Origin of the sequence: Scytonema hofmannii PCC 7110 (assembly GCF_000346485.2) — a bacterium.
Taxonomy (GTDB): Bacteria; Cyanobacteriota; Cyanobacteriia; order Cyanobacteriales; family Nostocaceae; genus Scytonema; species Scytonema hofmannii.
On record NZ_KQ976354.1, the window covers coordinates 4,747,148 to 4,766,258 of the forward strand.

Consider the following 19,111-nt stretch of genomic DNA (forward strand, 5'->3'; position numbering starts at 1 on the left):
TGGGACAGACTACTAGTCAATTTGACTTCTACGCTCGTATAATAACTACAGAACGCCCTTGCTTCGTCGTTGCAGTTTTAGTTTTCAAGCGTTCTGCAAAAGATGGCGCGTCCTTACGTCGGTCAAAAACAAACAACCAACCGTAATCTACTTTTATCCGCTTCAAATAAGAATCAAGCTGGTCTAACCCTTCTGATTCCGGGTCTTTTTTCTTCTCTCGCCAAGCCTTTAGCTCAATTCCCAAGGTAACATTTCTATACCTCAAACACAAATCCATGCGATCGCGTCCGATTGCATATTCCCGCTCTAAAGTACCACCACCATTGACAACGCGGTGTAAAAATGCCATTAGTACTATGTGCGGTGCGATTTCATGAAATGATGTAGTACCCAGTAAAGGTTCTCCATGTTGACGCCAAAATTCTATAAACGCTTGCAACAAAGCATCAACATTTAACTCACCTTCTGGAGTCAACCAAGTAGGACTAATACTGGGTAAACTATCTTGAGTTCCCTGAGTTAAAACACGAGGAATAACCTCGCGGTAAATAGGATTAGCAATTGTTAGTCCTGCATTTGGGTCGCGACGCAATAACCCTAGGTCAACCAAATATTGTCGGTCGTCATTTGGTGTATCACCTAATGCAATTCCTGCTAGCATTGGTTCAATTATTGCCTTAACCCTCGGTTCAGTGAGTTTTTCCGCAAGGGAATCGAGGTGAGTATCTTGACGTGCAATCAGTATTTCTTTTGCTTGATTAATATGTTCTGCTGTAATTTCTACGGATGTATCCGTTACCAATTCTTCAACAATTTCTTTCGCCAAAGCATTAACTAACCAAGGTTGTCCCTGAGTTAAATCATAAGCCGTCTGGACTGCTTCTTGTGTAAAAACTTGACCCGTATCCTCAGTATGCTGCTGATATAATTGTCCCACCTCCAATGCATTAAAATCTCTCATCGTTAGCGAACGGTCTTTAATATTAAACGGACTCGCAGTTTTTAATCTCGTGCTACTACCAGAAGCCACTTTATAATCTCGCACATCCCGTAAACCTATTAAGCCAACACTCGTGGGAAAAGTTGTCGGACGACCGCGATAACCATCCCGCAATTGTCGCAAAATAGAAATCAACGCCTCGTCTTGTAAAGAGTCAATTTCATCAATAAATAATACCAATGGTCGCTCTGATGCTTGCGCCCAAACCTGCAAAGCACCTTGAATTCTTCGTCCTGGCTGTGCTTGAATCCAATTGTCGGGAGGGCGTAAATCTTCTGGTAAATCAAACTGCGCGATCGCTTTCCAAGAATCGAGAATAGGTATTTCTGCCGTGGCTGGGTCGTGACTAAAAGGTGCGCCTACTTCCGCCGATACCATAAGTGCTGTATATCGCCCGCTTTGAGTTAGCTGTTTGGCTAGCGCTAGCATTGCTGTAGTTTTACCTGTTTGGCGCGGAGCGTGAATTACAAAGTAGCTGCGTTGCTCAATCAACCGCGATAAGTTGGGCAACCTCATGGTGGGTGATAACATATAGTGAATGTCAGGTTGACACGGACCTGAAATGTTGAACCAACGAGCCATAACGATTTGCCATCACCAGAACAATGCTGTCAGTTTAGCGCATATCGTTATTTGCTAGATAGCGCTTAGGACAGAGCGATCGCCTTGTTCACAAAAACACAATGGACGATCGCACTACAAGAGCTAATGTTTTGTGATTTTTTCCATAAAAATTCGTTCTTGCTCTTCTAAAGGCATATCTTTAGAATAAATGACAGGATTGGGATCGCGCTTTAATAATTCTGCTAGTGCTTCACTAAATTTCTCATCATCACTGCGATTTTCAGATAAGTATTGTTTTAATTCTGTTACTGTCATTTGAGTTAAATCAGTCATGAGAAAAACCTCCAGTTTCCATCAGAATAGATGACTAATGCGATTTCATCATTGGCACCCCCTTGAATATAAATCGTTTTTAATTTGGAGTCATAACGAAAAATGTTGATGGGTTGATAACCATTAGATAACCATTGACAAAGAATAACAGCTTGAATAGATTGTGCTGCGGTTGGCAAATTCTCAGACTCCTTATCATTGACCTTTTGTAGGTTTAAAGAAATTGAACTTTTCGTTCGCTAATGGCTTGCGGATAACCTCTACTCCTCCTTCTTGCAAGTCTTTTGCGGCTCGATCTTCTAAAGCTTTGCGTCTCTTTATTTCTTCTGGTATTGATTCTTCCTCTGAGAACTGTTTTTTAAATGATTCCTCTGAATCATTAACTATAACTTGTCCATTATCTATCATCAGTAACCCCATATCCAAATGAAAGCGTCCGGGTTGTTCTACAAACAGCACTTGAGCTTCATCTTCCAGTCCAAAGTCCTCCATTATTATTTTACGAACTTCGTTTTCACCAATTTTATATGCCTTGGCAGTTGCTGCTACAGAGTCTTTACCAACAAGAACAATTATTTACTATACGTTGTTTAGTCATAATATCTTTTACCTACTCCTAATTTATTTTTCAGTTATTTTCTGTATGAATTTTGCACGCCATACAACATCAATGTGCTACACCCAACCCCTAACTTCCGCGTCAGTAAGCGTTCGCTCCAACTTAATATATTCAGCCTGAGCAGCTATCTTAATATGCTTCATCTGCACGGGTTCCCCTGCATCTGCTGCAATAAAAGCCGCATTCAAAGCAATGTTACGGATATTTCCACCCGCTACATTCAACCGTGCCAACTTAGCAAACTCCAGCCCTTCAGTAGGTGTATTTTTAGGGAAAATACGTCGCCAAATCTCCTCTCTTTGACTAGCATCCGGAAAGGTAAACTTCACAACAAAACGGATACGACGCAGAAAAGCACTATCAATTGAATCTTTCAGGTTAGTTGTGAGGATAGCTAAACCTTGGTAAGACTCCATCCGCTGCAACAAATAACTAACTTCCATATTTGCATAGCGGTCTTGAGTGTCTTTTACCTCAGAACGCTTACCAAATAAAGAATCAGCCTCATCAAACAGCAAAATTGTCGCTCCAGCATCTGCTGCATCAAAGATACGACCTAGATTTTTCTCTGTTTCACCAATGTACTTGCTGACGACTGCACTTAAATCTATGCGGTATAAATCTAGCCGTAGTTCTTTTGCTAACACCTCTGCCGAAGTCGTTTTACCAGTACCGCTTACACCAGAAAACAAAGCACTGATACCCAAACCACGTCTACTTTTACTAGCAAACCCCCATTTTTCGTAAACATGAATACGTTGTCTCAGGTGAGATGCGATACTCTTTAAGGTTTGCATTTGTAATTCGCTCATCGCCAAGTCATCCCAAGATGTAGTCGGTTCAATGCGTTGTGCTAACTCATCCAAACTCGGACGAGCCTGAACGCGACAAGCATCCCAGAGGAGGAGGGGGAGAGAGGGGGCTAGGGGTCCCCTCTGGGGTTGGGGGCAGGGGGAGAGGGGGGGAGAAGGATTTTCTGTTTGTTCCCACTCACCTTCTAGCAAGCGTCCTCGCACTTCGGTACATACAGCATCAACGGTGGGGGCGTTGAGGTTGAATTGGTTTACTAGAGTTTCAACATGTCCGTTGAGGTCGGATGTCATTTCACCTAGAGCTTTTTCCCAAAGGGTACGTTGTTCTTGTTTGGTTGGTAGATGAACATTTAAAGTAATTAAGGGTCGTTGTCTTTGGCGAACGCCCTCGCGACTGGTGACAATCAGTAAACTTTGGATGTTCTCGATGATGTGGGTGATGGCGCTTTCTCTTTCTGGGTTGCTAATATCAATTTCAGTATCTAAAAGTAAAACGGAATTGCTTAATTTTGCTTCCCGCTCCCATAACTGCAACAGGTTATTTAAATCACTTATTTGTGTTGGTATCGCCATTGCTGACATAACATGAACTTGCAGCCCTAATATTGCACTGGCTGACTTGGCGATCGCTTGCATACTAGCAGTATCATACCCACGCAACTGTATAATCGGTAGCTTTAAATCTGACTTGGCTTGCATCCAAGTAGCTGCAATCTGCTGTGCCAATTTTTGATGAGACGGCACTAATTCATCACTAGGAGCAATAGGCGAAATCATTCCCCTAAGTTGTGCGTCAGTAGATTCCACACCAATAAGGTAGTGTAAAACTCGCTCGTCAATCTGTAAAGATTTGCTTGTCAGAGTTGAACCCGAACCAACTTCAATCAACTTCCAGTGACGCAATGCTCCATCAGGTGTAATAGCGTTCCAATGGGGTTTTGGTAAAGCTGCAATTGCTAAAGCAAAGGTAGGATAAGTTAGTTCCTCATCTCCCTGAGCTTCTGCACAAAGGTTTGCAACTGAAGATTTCAACTCAACTCCAGTGCATAACACTAATATATCCCGCTCAAAATCTGAAAGCTCAAAAGTTGTACAGAGTTGCTCTAACGCCGATGGAATAGGCATTTTTTCGATTTTGGATTGAGGATTTTGTTCTACTGGGTGGTCTTGTAAACGAGCTATGTATTTTTCTAAACTTTCAGATACAGAAGCTATTGCAGCCATTAAATAGCGACGGTTAAGTTCTTGCCAACAGTCGTTATGAATTTCATTTTTTGGTTTTTGAGTTAATAGCATTGTAGGTATATTCCTAATATTTCCTAATATTTCATATCAGGATTGTTCTCAAATAATAAATTTTATGGTTTTGTTTACCCAGTGTGAACCGCATCGAACTTATCTTTACTTAGCACTTGCTTAAGGGTACGTTTAAAGGTTTTACCTTTGGGATCTCTTGGGTCGCGTAATGTCAGCGAAACATCTGGAATAGCATTATCTTGAAAATCATTTTCTGTGAGATTTCTGTTATCCATATCCAACACAGCATAAGCGTGCATGACGCGAACCTTACCGAGAGGTTTGTCTTTGGGGGCTGACCTATCATTAAAGGAGTTGAGTAACTTTTTCAATTTACCTTGCTTGGCGAATACAGAAGTAGTAAGCACTGCGGCTCTTCGGTCATTTAGCGCCGTTACTAGATTGTTATAAATATTCCAATGATGGGTCAAACGAAATGGTGTACTTCTGCCTTCACCAGTAATAGCCTTGATAGTATCTGTTACTACCCCCATTGCTGATTCTGCATATCCACCTTTAACTACTGCCCATGCTTTTTGGATGAAAGCAGGCCAAAGATAGTTATTGTTACCAATTTTACCACCATAAACTAGTTGTCCGTCGTTATTAAGTAGTAGGGATTTCTTCACAGTAATCTCTATTGGTCTTAACTCCTGGTTGAGATTAGAAGCATTATTTTCGTTATTTTCGGGCAAGTGAAACGTTACCCTAACGTCATTGTCATTCACGCTGACCATATCCCAAATTTGTTGTGGATTTTGCTTTGCTACTGCAATCATTGCGGCTTGTAAATAGCAGTCAGAAACCCCATTTTGATATACATCTTCTTGTCTAATTCCACGCACATTATTAGGTAAAATTTGTACTGGTCTGTTTCTTCTACCTGTATTTATGTTTTCTAAAGGCGTTTGTTGCCTACTTCCTTTCACAACGTTATCTTTTTCAATCCGGCCTTGAATTTCTTCTAAGCGTTGCCTTGGTTCAGAATTATTACTATTCCATTTGTAATACTGAATTATATAACTTGTTTCGTCTTCTTCAGTATCAGTAATTTTAAAATTCTGCTCTTTGCTAATGGTTTCTTCCTTGCCTTCTGTGGTAGTAACTTGAGCTTGATTCAATCTTAATCTATCAGGTTTTCTTAAAGGTTTTTCAAGTGCATTTTCGTTTGTTTTATATCTTTCTTCATTATTTTCATCATTTTGTTCTTCGTCTGTTTCTCTTTGGTCATGTATATTTAAGATTTCGTCAAAATCATCATTTTGTTCATGCGATAACGGTGGGTGGGAATCTGAATTTATGGGACTTAAATCAAGGTTTCTTGAATTAGTGGTAGTCTGCTGTGAGTTAGTAGCATCTTCGTCTGTTTCTCTTTGGTCATATAGGTCTAATATTTCGTCAAAATCATCATTTTGTTCATGTGATGACAGTGGGTGGGAATATGAATTTATAGACCTTAAATCAAGGTTTCTTAAACTAGTGGTAGTCTGCTGTGAGTTAGTAGCATCTTGCCGCCAATTACTCGAACCTGCCTCAGATTGTAGAACAGCAGTTTCTTGAGTCGGTAATCTTGGTGGTGCTGAATTGCTTCGTTGCCGTGTCATAGTTTTATCTCTTATCTCGTAATTCAAAATCTAAAATCAAAATTAATACAACTACTATCCAATTACAACCATCGGATGAATATATTGCTCGTAGGTTTCGCTCTCTGGGTTAGTATCTACATATAAAGGGCTTTCCGCACCATCTACCTGTACGCGCACTAAATAATCTCCTGCTTTCACATCATTTATAGAAAACATCATTACGTTGGTATCTTGACTGCGAGACTTTGCAGGAAAAATGTACGCAGCAGGATGAGAGGACGATCGCTCAGTTTCTTTGGAGGAGTTCCGCTCATTTAATAACAAAAATACTCGCTGATTAGCACCTACTGTTAAATCTAGTTGCACGCTTAACTCTGCTGAATATAAATCATATCCGTCATCTTCTAATTTTTTAACTTCCACCTCTGTAATTATTGGACACAAGACAAACGGTACTACATTAGACCCAATAAAACGCTCTGGGTCAATTTTTGATAGTTTTGCAAACGAATGTAATACTTGTAAACTCTGCACACCAGCTCGCAACCACTTGACTTGCTCTATTGGTAGTGAGGATAAATTTAATAAAATCTCTTTTTCACTTACCTCTTGTGGCTGTAGCTTGCAATCACCTATCTTAATTTGTGAGCGATCGCATTGTAATTGCTGACCGCGAATTATCAAACTACTGTTAGCTAAAATCGGTTGATTGATCCCTACATCCGGTACGACTTGGGAAATCACAGGCTGATAAGGCGCAGTATAAAATCCAGTACTTCTTACAGGTAAAGCTCTACGGCTAGGTTTACTACCCTCAATTAAGACTGCACTTGCTTGAAAAGTAAAAGACAATGTATAAGGAGACTGAACAAAGTCAGACCAAGTTTTTGACTGTTCTTCTACACTAATCATATTAGGAAGAATTTTTACCTGCTCCACTTGTTGTTCGAGGTCAGAATCAGCTAAAAAGCTAAAAGTTGGGTTGTTCACCGTTTCCCGAATCATCTCTGACGTTAAAAGCGGGTAGTCAACAATAGTACGCACCACACTACCCATTAGCCGTTGCGGTTCCAGTTCTATATCATCGCCGTAACAAGTTATTATGTAGTATAAATCAAGACCAGTTTGTGCTTGTTTGATTAAATCTCCCTTTGGACGACGGTTCCGTAAATCAGAATTACGCCAAGCAGGATTGGGGGAAATTAGGTATAAATAAATATTTACTCCTAGTTCTGGCGTACCACCACCGCTACCTGTATTAGATTGAGTAGTAGTGACTTTTGCACCGGGTAAATCTACTTGTATATTGGCTTGCAATATTCTTTGTAGAGTTGCCGTAACAGTAGCGATCGCTAAATAATTACTCATTGTTGTTACCGTTTAATATAAATTTTGGTGTGTCAAATATTGCGTTATTAGGCTACTAGCCAGTACCTATAAGTTGCTGGCTAATAGCTTAAGTCTGTTGAAACGGGCGCATAGAGAAAGGCTTAGTGCAAAATTTGAGGCATCAAATCCAGGTTGATTATATGTAGATGCAAATTTGTACAGCTTATGCATACTAAACTCCCCACTTCCAATACATACTGTACGTTCGCTCATTTTTTAAGGGTGAGAGGAATAGATGCCTTACACCAAAATGGTGTAGGTGGAAGATATAAGTTAATGGAATTTTTTCGGAAGTGCCGTTTTTACTTTTGTAGCTTTATCCATGCGAGAATCAATTACATGACTGCAAAAACTACTAAAGAAATGCACATCAACATTTCAGATGATTTGAAAAAGCAGTTTTATGATTTAAGAAAAACTTTTCAACTTAATATAGCTGGAGCTAATTAATTTATGCAACAAAAAATCTTGATTTTAGCAGCAAATCCTAAAAGCACGACACCACTGCGTTTAGATGAGGAGGTGCGTGAAATTGATGCTGGGTTGCAGCGAGCTAAACACCGCGAACAGTTTGTCTTAGAGCAGAAGTGGGCAGTGCGATCGCTCAACACATTAATTGTGTGATTGGTATGAGCAAGGCAATCAGCGATAGAGCAGCAATTGAATTCGCTGTGGGCTTTTACGATGCTCTAGGAGCAGGAAAGTCTGTTGAATTTGCCTACAAATTTGGTTGTGCTGCAATTCGGTTGGCAGGTATTCCAGAGCAACTAACTCCGATTTTAAAGAAAAAGCCAAATATTAAGGAAACGGTTGCTAAGGTAAGTTGGTTTAATGAACAGCCTCCATTCAAAAAGGTGTTAAAAGTATGACAACTCAATTCTTTTTAGACGAAACTGATATAGACACATTAATAAACCTTCTACTCCGTAGCCAACAATCAAGAACACGAGAAGCACTATGTTATAACATTGGAATCGACCCCAAACGACTTTCATTTATCAGAGACTCTTCAGAATATGACTTTTTTCTACTACTTATTAAGTATTTGAATGAAATAGGTGAAGAAGAAGCTCTTTGCAAGCTTTGTTGTAAAGAATTATTTCCGGTTTTTTCTCAAGGAAAATATGCAACTATTTTAAGTGAAATTGCCGCCAAACTTAATTGCGATCAAAACTTTAGCAATATTAATTCAAATAGTTCAAAGAATCAAAATTTAACTGTAGTTTTAACAAATGGTTCAATTTTTAGTAAGGGGATCAGTATTATTGCAGCAGTTACAGGTGTTATGATTTGCTTTTATTATTTTACATCACAGCCGCAGCCATTGCCATCAGGAACCTATCAACATACTTGTAAAAATATTTCTGTAAAGGATAGTATTTTGACTGCTACTTGTGGAGATGGTCGTGGTCAAGACAAAACAAGTAGTTTAGCGTATAAGCAATGTATTTATGGTATTGAGAACAGTTGGGGAAGACTGGAATGTAAACAGTAGACGAAGCTATTGGCGATTGCTCTCTTGAATACAGCATTATTTCGCTCGCATAGGAAGCTTATGCATATTCCGGTAGCTCAAGCAGCTAGTGGGGACAAAATGCCATTGAGGGTGGTGATTGTAGTTCACTTCTATTCCAAGGCGGTTTGCTAAGTATATTTGCTTATTCTATAGCATTCCTATTTGATTTGTGAAAATTTGAGTGTCCAGATACCCGATTTCTCAAAGAAGTCGGGTATCTAACGTTTATAAATCATTTAGGATTGCTATATAACTGGATCTGAAGACACTGATGTAAAAACTGAAAAGACAAATAAAATAACTTCCTAATCCTCCTCTGGACAGTATCGTATTGATCCCTTTCTCATCAAAAAGTCCTCGCAAATTGCATATGTAAATTCTAGTGAAAACTATAAAAAGATAACGAGGGGGCTGAAACACTATAAAGCTTACCTACAAATAGTTTAGCACTCGCCAGAAAACTATCAATCTGAAATTGTTGAAAATTTGCTCAACAAAAAAGCCGAGTGACTACATAAAGAAGAAACAATCTTTGCTAACAGCAAAATATCTTCATTTTAGTTGTTAGCTAACTGCATTCATATGCAATTTAATGCATATGAATGCATTGAAACCGATCGACTTGATATCTGTTATCCTAAGGAAGACAATTTATGCCAAGACTTGATTACTTTGCTCCTGGTGTCTACGTTGAAGAAATTGAAAAAGGTAGTCGCCCGATAGACGGTGTACAAACTAACATTGCGGGCTTTGTTGGCTTTACCGAAGCCATCCGCAATGGAGCCGAAATTGGTCAACCAATGCTGGTCACCAGTTGGGATCAATATCTGCAATACTTCGCCAAAGAAAATTCCGATGGCTATACCGACTTTGACGCATATTTACCCTTTACGGTTCAAGGTTGGTTTAATAATGGAGGCGCTCGCTGTTGGGTTGTGAGTATTGGTACTCAACTACCCAAACCGACTCAAGAAACAAATCAACCAGGTCCCGACTATAGCGCATTGAAACTGAAAACCTCAAGTAAACGCGAATCTCTAGAGTTTGCTTTAAAGCCAGAAGAGGTAGAAAATGGAGCCGTAACAATAGAAATTTTATCGGGCGAACCTAAAACAGACAAACCCAATGACCCAAATGCACTAGCACCAGTACCTGATGAATTTTTCACCATAGCACTGCGCCGGGATAGTCAACTGTTGGAGCGTTACGAAAACCTGACTATGGATCGCAACGTTCTACCCGAATTGGGAGACTATGTTGTAACCAAGTTAGAGCAGTCTCAGTATGTGTCTGTTGTTGATATGACACAAAAAGGGCTACCTCTCGCTCGCCGTCCGGTAAATGGTCAATTTGAGCTTAGTCCACCCCCAGTTTTACCAACCCAAGAAAATTTGGCGCGTTACGTACAAGGCGTTCGCGATGACCGCAGCGGTATCCAAGGCTTATTCGAGGTTGACGAAATCACCATGCTGGCTTGTCCAGACTTGATGAAAGCTTACGAAGTTGGTTTGCTCGATGAAGACCAAGTTCACGGCATTATGGAGTTAATGATTAGCCTATGCGAAAACTCAAGCCCAAATCCTCCCAACCGCATGGTCGTTTTAGATACACCACCTGACCGAGTTAAACCGCAACAGGTAGTCAACTGGTTGAACAACGACTTTCAGCGTCGCTCTATGTTTGCAGCACTATATTACCCTTGGGTACAGGTAGCAAACCCCCGCAAAAACGGTAAACCGATTTTAGTTCCTCCTTGCGGTTATATGATGGGCGTTTGGTCGCGTAACGATGAATCGAGGGGAGTATACAAAGCTCCAGCTAACGAAACTCCTCGCGGTATTACTGGTCTAGCTTACGATTGCAACTTCCGCGAACAAGAGTTGTTAAACCCTCAAGGTATTAATTGTATCCGTACCTTCCCCAGTAGAGGCATTAAGATTTGGGGTGCAAGAACTCTGGTAGAACCCGACAAGACCGAATGGCGTTATATCAGCGTCCGTCGTCTAATGAGCTACATCGAAAAATCTATCGAATTAGGTACTCAATGGGTAGTATTCGAGCCAAACGACGAAGATCTGTGGGCTAGAGTACGGCGTACCATCAACAATTTCTTAGAACGGTTATGGCGAGAAGGAGCATTGTACGGAGCATCACCTGAACAAGCTTTCTACGTTAAGTGTGACGAAACAATTAATACCCCTGACACGATGATCTTAGGAAGGTTGTACGTAGAAGTCGGTGTTTGTCCAGTTCGTCCAGCGGAGTTCGTTATCTTCCGCATTAGTCAGTGGACTGCTCAAGACGAAGAGTAAATTCTGTAGGGTGGGCTAAAAGCCCACTAAAGAAGGAATCATACCAGTTTGAACAAAGAGTGCGACAGATAGTTGGTCAAGATCGAGTCTAAACACGACTTTCTCAATCCAAAATCTAAAATCCAAAATGGTATCAGGTTTTCAATTCGCAAAAAAACACAACAAAAGTAAACAGGAAGGATTTGAATTATGCCAGCTCAAGATGAATTATTAGTTAGTTGTAGATTTTACTTTGAAGCTGATAACATTCAAGACAAGCTAATTTTAGAAGTTTCTGGTCTGAGCGCCGAAAGCCCAGCAGCTGGTGGAGACACAGTACTTGGTTCTGGTAAAGGTGCTAAGAACTTACGCCAAGCAGCACCCACTCAGGTTAAATTTGAGCCAGTTATTGTCAAAGTTGTTGCAACTACTAATAAAGACCTTTATAAATGGTACGAAGATTGTAACAAAAACGAAGGTGGAAAATCAGATTGGAAAACAAAACGTCAAGGTGCTTCGATCACTGTTTATAACCAAGCAGGCGAGCCACAAGCAAAATGGCAATTAAAAGAGGCTTATCCCACCAAATACGAAGGACCACAATTACAAGCTGGTTCAAATGAAGTGGCTAACGAAACAATAACGCTAGTTCACACAGGTATTAACCGAGTGCAATAAAAATTTAGGAGTTATGAGTAATGAGTTATTAATTAATTTTTTTACTCGTAACTCGTAACTCCTAATTCTTAACTCCCAACTCCTATGGCAAACTTAACTAATAAATTCCCAGAGATTCTCATAAATGCTCGGTTTTATATAGAACTTAAACTTGATGGTAGTCAAGAACCTGTAGATGCTTACTTCATGGAATGTACGGGGATTCAACGCTCTCAAGAAGCAATAGAAGTTCAGGAAGTCATTCCCCGACGAGGTAAAAAAGAAATAGGTAACGTTCTTTGTACTAAAATTCCTGGCAACCTTAAGACTAATAATATAACTTTGCGCCGAGGAATGACTCAATCTAAAACGTTGTCTCAATGGTTTGAATCGGTTGAAAGGGGAAATTGGTCTAAACAAATTCGGGATGGTTCTATAACTATCTACAATCAAGCAGCACAAGCACAAGCAGTATTTCAATTTCGAGGAGCTTGGCCAGTTAGATATAGTATTTCTGACTTAAGTGCTAATGGTACGGATGTGGAAATTGAAGAAATTGAAATAGCTGTCGAAAGATTTTATCGTCAAAGAAAATAAGAAGATTTCTTGTAGCCCGTGCCACAAGAGGTATAAGTTGTAAAATTTTGAGTGAAAAGTAAAGACTTATGTTGCAAAAAGAATTTGAGTTTACTTTACCTAAAGGATACCTGGACGAGAATAGCAATTTACACCGTATAGGGCTGATGCGTTTAGCAAAAACCATGGATGAAATTGACCCTTTGAGCGACCCTCGCGTTCAATCCAATCCATCATATGCTACGGTTATTGTCTTAGCTCGCGTCATTACTAAATTGGGAGCATTAGAAGAAATAACTCCTACAGTTATAGAAGAACTATTTGCTTGCGACCTCAATTATCTTCATAAGTTTTATCGTCAAATAAATGAATTAGAGCCTGAAGAATAAGTAAGGAATGGAGCTACATAGGAGGTAAACTATGCCTCCTTCACGCTCCGAAAACAATAACGTAACACAATACTGCTCGGATAAGAATCTTTGTAGGTTGGGTTGAGGAACGAAACCCAACATTTATAAATATTTGTTGGGTTTCACTGTCGTTCAACCCAACCTACGTGTTTTCTGATTTTTATGCTTAACCGACAAGTATTGTAACGTAACGCACCATGATGATAAAATATGAGAGGTCAAGATGAAATCTCTACCGCCTTCTGCTAAATCAGCAATTCCCCCATTACCCAAAAATCAAACTCTTAAAAGTCAAAAAGGAACATATCGAATTATTAGTAATGTACCCTTTACAGAACTTGAAAAAGTACGCTTTTATCAAGGAGTTCAAATCGTAAGTCATAAATCACTTGTAATTAAAGAATATTTGCTACCCGAAGGAGAATTTAACAACACAGAAGTTAGCGATCGCAAAGAAAAATTTGAGCAATTAATCAGCATCAATCTCAAACAGAAGGGAGGACAAGATTTTCGCTTGGTAATTCCTTATGATGCGATCGCTCCTAGAGACGAAAGACGTTGCTACTTAATCAATGAACCCATTAATAATGCCATAACTCTAAGAGAATACCTCAAGCAATTAAACTCTCCTCTAACTTCTAAGCAGGTACGCGAAGTCCTAAAACAAGTTTTGCAAACTCTTTGGTTCCTCCACACCCAAAAGGTACGTTTACCTAATGGTCAGGTACTTTACGGTTTGGCTCATGGTAATTTGAGTTTAGATAGCTTATTAATTGTGACAAATAACCATCAATTCTTTATCTATCTTTGTGATTTAGCTATTTGGGAAGATTTATTTCAATCTCCAACCGCTAAAATTACAACTCATTCACCAGAACAAGATTTACAAGACTTAGGAAAACTTAGCTTGTATTTATTATGGGGAGCAGATCGACACCCAGATAATGGCAAGCCTATAGACCATAAAAATGAACAACATTGGTCACAAGTTAAGGATATTACCCTCAAGAGATTTATTCGCCGTATTTTGGGAATGGAGACACCTTTTGCTGATGCAAGAGAAGCTTTACATACACTTTTAGCAACAGAGTTTCAGTCAGAAACTCAACAAGCTGAACAACTAATAATTCAAGAGGTAGAATCAGAGAAAAAACCAGCCACAACGACTAAAAATTTGCTAAAAGTCATATTAATTTGCCTATCTTTAGGAATTTTTGGGTCATTATCAGGCAGATTAGTGTGGTCGCAAATATCAACAGCAGCAGAAATGTCAGATGGTAAAACATCTCAAACGGCATATTCATTGATTAAAGATATCATCAATGTACCTACTGGCAAATTTCAATACACTTCTGCAAAATCAGAAGGGACATGGGACTATTTGATGACAACCCCAGGTTTGTTATCTCCTAATGAGAAATTTGGACAAGTTCTTAGCGATCGCGAAATCAAATTGCAGCTTAGTTATAAGAGCGTTAATTCACTTAACGAAGCTCTTAACCAAGTTGAAAATAAAAAGATAAATTTTTTCATCACTCAACATGCAAGTAATTTTGGATTACCACTACAAGATAAACAATTAACATCTGAAACAATTGCTTACGACGGTATAGTCATATTTGTACCTTTTAGTGATGCTCAAAGAGTAGGAAGTATCCCTCAAGGATTAAATGGAAAAATCTCCTTAGAGCAATTGCGGAGATTATATAGTGGTCAAATAACTAACTGGAAAGAATTGGATGATAAATTACCAGACTTACCAGTAAAACTCTATATACCAATAGAAAAAGCAGTTGTTCAGCGATTTAAGGAGATTATATTTAAAAATTACCCCCTAGAAGCAGAACGTTTTCAACAACTCATAGACCAAAAAATCATTACCCTGCAAGAAACTATCAATACCCTGAGAAGTAATATACTTGCTGATTTTGAAAACAGACAAAATGGTGGTATTGGTTTTGGACTTTTAAGTAAAGTATACAATCAATGCTCTGTTTATCCTTTAAGCGTGGGCGAAAAAGGTAAAGAGGTACAACCCTTAGTCCAGAACAATGGTGAAGACATAAATCCACAACTTGATTTATGTAACGATAAAGGAAGTTATAAACCTAATGCTGAGGCTTTTTCTCAAAAACTTTATCCTTTTGTCTCTCCAATTGCGGTAGTTTATCCTAATGACGAAATTCGCTCTCAAGCCGGAAAAAGTTTTGCTGAGATACTAAAAACTGATGAAGGACAACAATTACTTAAGGAAACGGGACTAATACCACAAAATAAAAAGTAAAACCTGAAAAATCTATGAATAACCAATCAGCGCTTTCTCAACTAGCTGAACAAGTTTTGCAAAATCCAATTCTACTACGAAAACTTAGTGAAAAAGTTTATGAATTGATGTTGGCTGATATACAAAATCAACGCGATCGTTCTGGAAAATATAGGAGATAATAATCATGGCTAACAATTATAAATTTAGCAATTACGAACTAAATTACGTCACAGCAAATCGCTTCTATGTAGAAATTGAGAGTAAAATTACTGCCTCATTTAGCGAATGTTCTGGTTTTGGCGTAACGGTTAAGACAGAAAAGTATTTAGAAGGAGGAGCCAACGATCAACAACGGGTTATCTTAGGACAACCAGAGTTTTCTGATGTCACTTTAAAGCGCGGTATAACTGACAGTTTTGTTTTTTGGAATTGGGTAAATCAAACAACAGGTCATGGAAAAATTGAACGACGTAACATTAATATTTTGCTTTATAACCAAGCAGGAAAAGTCATGCAATGTTGGACGCTAATTGGCGCAGTTCCTGTTGGTTGGAGAACGGCTGATTTACAAGCTTCTGCTAACAATGTAGCTCTTGAAGAATTGACTTTAGCCTATGAGGGTTTGCGAGTTGAAAAATCAGGAGGTGGTGGAGCCATAAAACTTCGTTCTCGCCATTCTTCTGGATATTTTCTTGGTTAGTTTTGTTATTTATATTTTGTAAAAATTATGCATGACAAACCCCTTGGATTTAAATTTCAATTACCACCACTCCAAACTTTAGGACAGAAATATTCGCCGCTTCAACCACCTTTTCCCTTGGGTAAATCCCTCACTCCCTTGGGACGAAAGCTAGAATTACCAGAGTTTTTATCGCCTCTAATTAAAACTCGACAAGAACCCTTTTCTGTCGATGAAGAAATTGATACCTTATGGTTCAATTTTCCTGATATTCCACCACAATCAGAAATCTTAAATTCCCCAATATCGAGGACACAGATACAGCCATCTGTCACTTTCCCAGAAATTCCATCGCTCGATGTTGAAACTACATCCAATCCAGCAACTGCGCCGTCATCTCTGACAAATACTCCCGCACCAATTGCAATTCAACCGACTGTAGATACATCAGCATCCCCAGATACAACTGTAGAACAAATTGAAAATGCACAACTTGAGTATGCTTCTGTAATTGATGATGATGCTTTTTCAACTGTTGTTCCACCACAACCAGAAATCTTAAATTCCCCAACATCGGCGACACAGACACAGCCATCTGTCACTTTCCCAGAAATCTCATCCCTCGATGTTGAAACTACATCTCATCCAGCAATTACACCGTCATCTCTGACAAATATTCCCGCACCAATTGCAATTCAACCGACTGTAGATACATCAGCATCCCCAGATACAACTGTAGAACAAATTGAAAATGCACAACTTGAGTATGCTTCTGTAATTGATGATGATGCTTTTTCAACTGTTGTTCCACCACAACCAGAAATCTTAAATTCCCCAACATCGGCGACACAGACACAGCCATCTGTCACTTTCCCAGAAATCTCATCCCTCGATGTTGAAACTACATCTCATCCAGCAATTACACCGTCATCTCTGACAAATATTCCCGCACCAATTGCAATTCAACCGACTGTAGAGACATCAGCATCCCCAGATACAACTGTAGAACAAATTGAAAATGCACAACTTGAGCGTGCTTCTGTAATTGATGATGCTTTTTCAACTGTTGTTCCACCACAACCAGAAATCTTAAATTCCCCAACATCGGCGACACAGACACAGCCATCTGTCACTTTCCCAGAAATCTCATCCCTCGATGTTGAAACTACATCTCATCCAGCAATTGCGCCGTCATCTCTGACAAATATTCCCGCACCAATTGCAATTCAACCGACTGTAGATACATCAGCATCCCCAGATACAACTGTAGAACAAATTGAAAATGCACAACTTGAGTATGCTTCTGTAATTGATGATGATGCTTTTTCAACAATCATCTCACCACAACCACCAGAAATCTTAAATTCCCCAACATCGGCGACACAGACACAGCCATCTGTCACTTTCCCAGAAATCTCATCCCTCGATGTTGAAACTACATCTCATCCAGCAATTGCGCCGTCATCTCTGACAAATATTCCCGCACCAATTGCAATTCAACCGACTGTAGATACATCAGCATCCCCAGATACAACTGTAGAACAAATTGAAAATGCACAACTTGAGTATGCTTCTGTAATTGATGATGATGCTTTTTCAACAATCATCTCACCACAACCACCAGAAATCTTAAATTCCCCAACATCGGCGACACAGACACAGCCATCTGTCACTTTCCCAGAAATCTCATCCCTCGATGTTGAAACTACATCTCATCCAGCAATTGCGCCGTCATCTCTGACAAATATTCCCGCACCAATTGCAATTCAACCGACTGTAGATACATCAGCATCCCCAGATACAACTGTAGAACAAATTGAAAATGCACAACTTGAGTATGCTTCTGTAATTGATGATGATGCTTTTTCAACAATCATCTCACCACAACCACCAGAATGTTGTTCCACCACAACCAGAAATCTTAAATTCCCCAACATCGGCGACACAGACACAGCCATCTGTCACTTTCCCAGAAATTTCATCCCTCGATGTTGAAACTGCATCCAATCCAGAAATTCCACCAGTTATTAGTGCAGAGGCGGAACCTACCTCACTTGCAAAACAATCTGCACAAGTTGAAAGTGCTGATAACTATTTAACTGTATCCTCACCAGTTGTTCGTGATGCTTTATCAACTTTTGTTCAACCTCAAGCAGAAACTCTTACAGAGCAAGTTCTAACCTTACCAATCGCAGAATCACAAACCCAGAGTGTTTCACATTTATTACCTCTAGCTCAAAAGTCGAATTTCCATATTTCACAATTGATGGCTGAATTTTTAGATAAATTACCAAAAATTTCTCCGGAAATATCGTTATTATCTGAAAATTCTACAACAGAGCTATCAGAAGCATTACTAGAACAAAAACAACCCTATTTACACAATAAGGAGGCGCGTTTAAGCAAGCAAAGTTTACCTTTTCGCAAACCTTTGGGTAATTTACCTCCTCTGGTGCAAAAGTCAAACTTCCAAATTTACCAATCGGTAAATGAATTGACCAATATTTCTCAAGAAATACCAATATTACCAGAGGACACAACACAGCGATCGCTAATCGATCGAGAACATTCCTCAAGCATAGAGAGATCGCCCCATATCAAAAATATACCGGAATTATGGTCAAATATCTCCGAATTGCTCAACCTATCTGATGACGATGTAAACCAAAATCAATCTTCTCTTAATTCCTTAGGCTTTACTCAGTCAGCAAATCTGATAAACGATTTAATACCATCACTTGATGAATTTATTCAGTCAAATAATCAGTCTGCTGACAATCATCAATTTGAATCGGAAATTATTAACCTTAAATCTCAAGTTCCAAAATTAACAAAAGATGCTACTGCTAAAAACTTACCTCTTGATGCACAAACGTTAGAAATTCTAGCCCAACATATTTATACTCTTTTACAGCAAAATTTAGAAATGGAGCAGCCAAGGCTAGGAAAAAAATATTCCGGCTACCCATTTTGGTCTAATAATGATGTGAATTACAGTTATGAAAGTTATTATAAAAATTCTAAAATTTCCAAAAATAGTTATGTAGAAAATAATAAAATTACACCGTTCGATCCCAAATTAAAAGAATTAAGTGATGAAATCTATCTTCTCATTAG

At 39.1% G+C, this 19,111-nt stretch carries 18 protein-coding genes; 11 read left to right on the top strand and 7 right to left on the bottom strand.

Features of this window, described 5'->3' with window-relative positions:
* Positions 1–28: 28 nt before the first annotated feature.
* The 7 genes from WA1_RS19800 to WA1_RS19830 all read right to left on the bottom strand — a co-directional run bounded on the left by WA1_RS19800 (position 29) and on the right by WA1_RS19830 (position 7,578).
* A complete protein-coding gene (locus WA1_RS19800) occupies positions 29–1,582 on the bottom strand; it encodes an ATP-binding protein (RefSeq protein WP_017741817.1) in 1,554 nt (517 codons plus the stop codon).
* Positions 1,583–1,705: 123 nt separating this feature from the next.
* Positions 1,706–1,897 carry a DUF6887 family protein gene (locus WA1_RS19805; RefSeq protein WP_017741816.1) on the bottom strand — a complete coding sequence of 64 codons (192 nt, stop codon included), beginning with the start codon at positions 1,895–1,897 and terminating at the stop codon, positions 1,706–1,708.
* Complete coding sequence (locus WA1_RS19810; RefSeq protein WP_017741815.1) at positions 1,894–2,076, bottom strand: DUF6888 family protein; 183 nt, start codon at positions 2,074–2,076, stop codon at positions 1,894–1,896. Before WA1_RS19810 ends, WA1_RS19805 begins: the two co-directional genes overlap by 4 nt.
* Positions 2,077–2,092: 16 nt before the next feature.
* Positions 2,093–2,389: a hypothetical protein gene (locus tag WA1_RS19815; RefSeq protein WP_017741814.1), complete on the bottom strand. Its 297-nt coding sequence runs from the start codon at positions 2,387–2,389 to the stop codon at positions 2,093–2,095.
* Between the two features lie 183 nt (positions 2,390–2,572).
* Positions 2,573–4,624: an ATP-binding protein gene (locus tag WA1_RS19820; protein WP_017741813.1), complete on the bottom strand. Its 2,052-nt coding sequence runs from the start codon at positions 4,622–4,624 to the stop codon at positions 2,573–2,575.
* 74 nt (positions 4,625–4,698) lie between these two features.
* Positions 4,699–6,228 carry a C2 family cysteine protease gene (locus WA1_RS19825; RefSeq protein WP_017741812.1) on the bottom strand — a complete coding sequence of 510 codons (1,530 nt, stop codon included), beginning with the start codon at positions 6,226–6,228 and terminating at the stop codon, positions 4,699–4,701.
* A 54-nt stretch (positions 6,229–6,282) separates the two neighbouring features.
* A complete protein-coding gene (locus WA1_RS19830) occupies positions 6,283–7,578 on the bottom strand; it encodes a Pvc16 family protein (protein WP_017741811.1) in 1,296 nt (431 codons plus the stop codon).
* Between the two features lie 474 nt (positions 7,579–8,052).
* Between WA1_RS19830 and WA1_RS59985 the strand changes: the two genes are divergently transcribed.
* The 11 genes from WA1_RS59985 to WA1_RS19875 all read left to right on the top strand — a co-directional run bounded on the left by WA1_RS59985 (position 8,053) and on the right by WA1_RS19875 (position 17,989).
* Complete coding sequence (locus WA1_RS59985) at positions 8,053–8,223, top strand: hypothetical protein (RefSeq protein WP_272819180.1); 171 nt, start codon at positions 8,053–8,055, stop codon at positions 8,221–8,223.
* 5 nt (positions 8,224–8,228) lie between these two features.
* The gene (locus tag WA1_RS59990) at positions 8,229–8,468 is read left to right on the top strand and encodes a hypothetical protein (RefSeq protein ID WP_272819181.1); all 240 of its coding nucleotides are present in this window, start codon (positions 8,229–8,231) and stop codon (positions 8,466–8,468) included.
* Positions 8,465–9,094 (top strand): hypothetical protein, encoded by a 630-nt coding sequence (locus WA1_RS19840; protein ID WP_017741809.1) that lies wholly within the window; start codon positions 8,465–8,467, stop codon positions 9,092–9,094. Before WA1_RS59990 ends, WA1_RS19840 begins: the two co-directional genes overlap by 4 nt.
* Before the next feature lie 674 nt (positions 9,095–9,768).
* Positions 9,769–11,427 carry a phage tail sheath family protein gene (locus WA1_RS19845; protein ID WP_017741808.1) on the top strand — a complete coding sequence of 553 codons (1,659 nt, stop codon included), beginning with the start codon at positions 9,769–9,771 and terminating at the stop codon, positions 11,425–11,427.
* 189 nt (positions 11,428–11,616) lie between these two features.
* On the top strand, positions 11,617–12,084 hold the full coding sequence (locus WA1_RS19850; protein ID WP_017741807.1) for a phage tail protein: 468 nt from the start codon (positions 11,617–11,619) through the stop codon (positions 12,082–12,084).
* 84 nt (positions 12,085–12,168) lie between these two features.
* Positions 12,169–12,660, top strand: coding sequence for a phage tail protein (locus WA1_RS19855; protein WP_017741806.1), 492 nt, complete (start codon positions 12,169–12,171; stop codon positions 12,658–12,660).
* A gap of 68 nt (positions 12,661–12,728) precedes the next feature.
* Complete coding sequence (locus tag WA1_RS19860) at positions 12,729–13,028, top strand: hypothetical protein (protein ID WP_017741805.1); 300 nt, start codon at positions 12,729–12,731, stop codon at positions 13,026–13,028.
* Positions 13,029–13,272: 244 nt separating this feature from the next.
* Positions 13,273–15,333, top strand: a complete 2,061-nt coding sequence (locus WA1_RS19865) for a PstS family phosphate ABC transporter substrate-binding protein (protein ID WP_017741804.1) — start codon at positions 13,273–13,275, stop codon at positions 15,331–15,333.
* Between the two features lie 14 nt (positions 15,334–15,347).
* Positions 15,348–15,494, top strand: coding sequence for a hypothetical protein (locus WA1_RS57090; RefSeq protein ID WP_017741803.1), 147 nt, complete (start codon positions 15,348–15,350; stop codon positions 15,492–15,494).
* Between the two features lie 5 nt (positions 15,495–15,499).
* Complete coding sequence (locus WA1_RS19870; protein WP_017741802.1) at positions 15,500–16,015, top strand: phage tail protein; 516 nt, start codon at positions 15,500–15,502, stop codon at positions 16,013–16,015.
* Between the two features lie 27 nt (positions 16,016–16,042).
* Positions 16,043–17,989: a hypothetical protein gene (locus WA1_RS19875; protein ID WP_066612925.1), complete on the top strand. Its 1,947-nt coding sequence runs from the start codon at positions 16,043–16,045 to the stop codon at positions 17,987–17,989.
* Positions 17,990–19,111: the final 1,122 nt, after the last annotated feature.

Excerpts from the sequence above, each read along its gene's own strand:
- WA1_RS19800 (WP_017741817.1), bottom strand. The coding sequence starts at position 1,582 with ATGGCTCGTTGGTTCAACATTTCAGGTCCGTGTCAACCTGACATTCAC.
- WA1_RS19805 (WP_017741816.1), bottom strand. The coding sequence starts at position 1,897 with ATGACTGATTTAACTCAAATGACAGTAACAGAATTAAAACAATACTTA.
- WA1_RS19815 (WP_017741814.1), bottom strand. The coding sequence starts at position 2,389 with ATGGAGGACTTTGGACTGGAAGATGAAGCTCAAGTGCTGTTTGTAGAA.
- WA1_RS19820 (WP_017741813.1), bottom strand. The coding sequence starts at position 4,624 with ATGCTATTAACTCAAAAACCAAAAAATGAAATTCATAACGACTGTTGG.
- WA1_RS19825 (WP_017741812.1), bottom strand. The coding sequence starts at position 6,228 with ATGACACGGCAACGAAGCAATTCAGCACCACCAAGATTACCGACTCAA.
- WA1_RS19830 (WP_017741811.1), bottom strand. The coding sequence starts at position 7,578 with ATGAGTAATTATTTAGCGATCGCTACTGTTACGGCAACTCTACAAAGA.
- WA1_RS59985 (WP_272819180.1), top strand. The coding sequence starts at position 8,053 with ATGCAACAAAAAATCTTGATTTTAGCAGCAAATCCTAAAAGCACGACA.
- WA1_RS59990 (WP_272819181.1), top strand. The coding sequence starts at position 8,229 with ATGAGCAAGGCAATCAGCGATAGAGCAGCAATTGAATTCGCTGTGGGC.
- WA1_RS19840 (WP_017741809.1), top strand. The coding sequence starts at position 8,465 with ATGACAACTCAATTCTTTTTAGACGAAACTGATATAGACACATTAATA.
- WA1_RS19845 (WP_017741808.1), top strand. The coding sequence starts at position 9,769 with ATGCCAAGACTTGATTACTTTGCTCCTGGTGTCTACGTTGAAGAAATT.
- WA1_RS19850 (WP_017741807.1), top strand. The coding sequence starts at position 11,617 with ATGCCAGCTCAAGATGAATTATTAGTTAGTTGTAGATTTTACTTTGAA.
- WA1_RS19855 (WP_017741806.1), top strand. The coding sequence starts at position 12,169 with ATGGCAAACTTAACTAATAAATTCCCAGAGATTCTCATAAATGCTCGG.
- WA1_RS19860 (WP_017741805.1), top strand. The coding sequence starts at position 12,729 with ATGTTGCAAAAAGAATTTGAGTTTACTTTACCTAAAGGATACCTGGAC.
- WA1_RS19865 (WP_017741804.1), top strand. The coding sequence starts at position 13,273 with ATGAAATCTCTACCGCCTTCTGCTAAATCAGCAATTCCCCCATTACCC.
- WA1_RS57090 (WP_017741803.1), top strand. The coding sequence starts at position 15,348 with ATGAATAACCAATCAGCGCTTTCTCAACTAGCTGAACAAGTTTTGCAA.
- WA1_RS19870 (WP_017741802.1), top strand. The coding sequence starts at position 15,500 with ATGGCTAACAATTATAAATTTAGCAATTACGAACTAAATTACGTCACA.
- WA1_RS19875 (WP_066612925.1), top strand. The coding sequence starts at position 16,043 with ATGCATGACAAACCCCTTGGATTTAAATTTCAATTACCACCACTCCAA.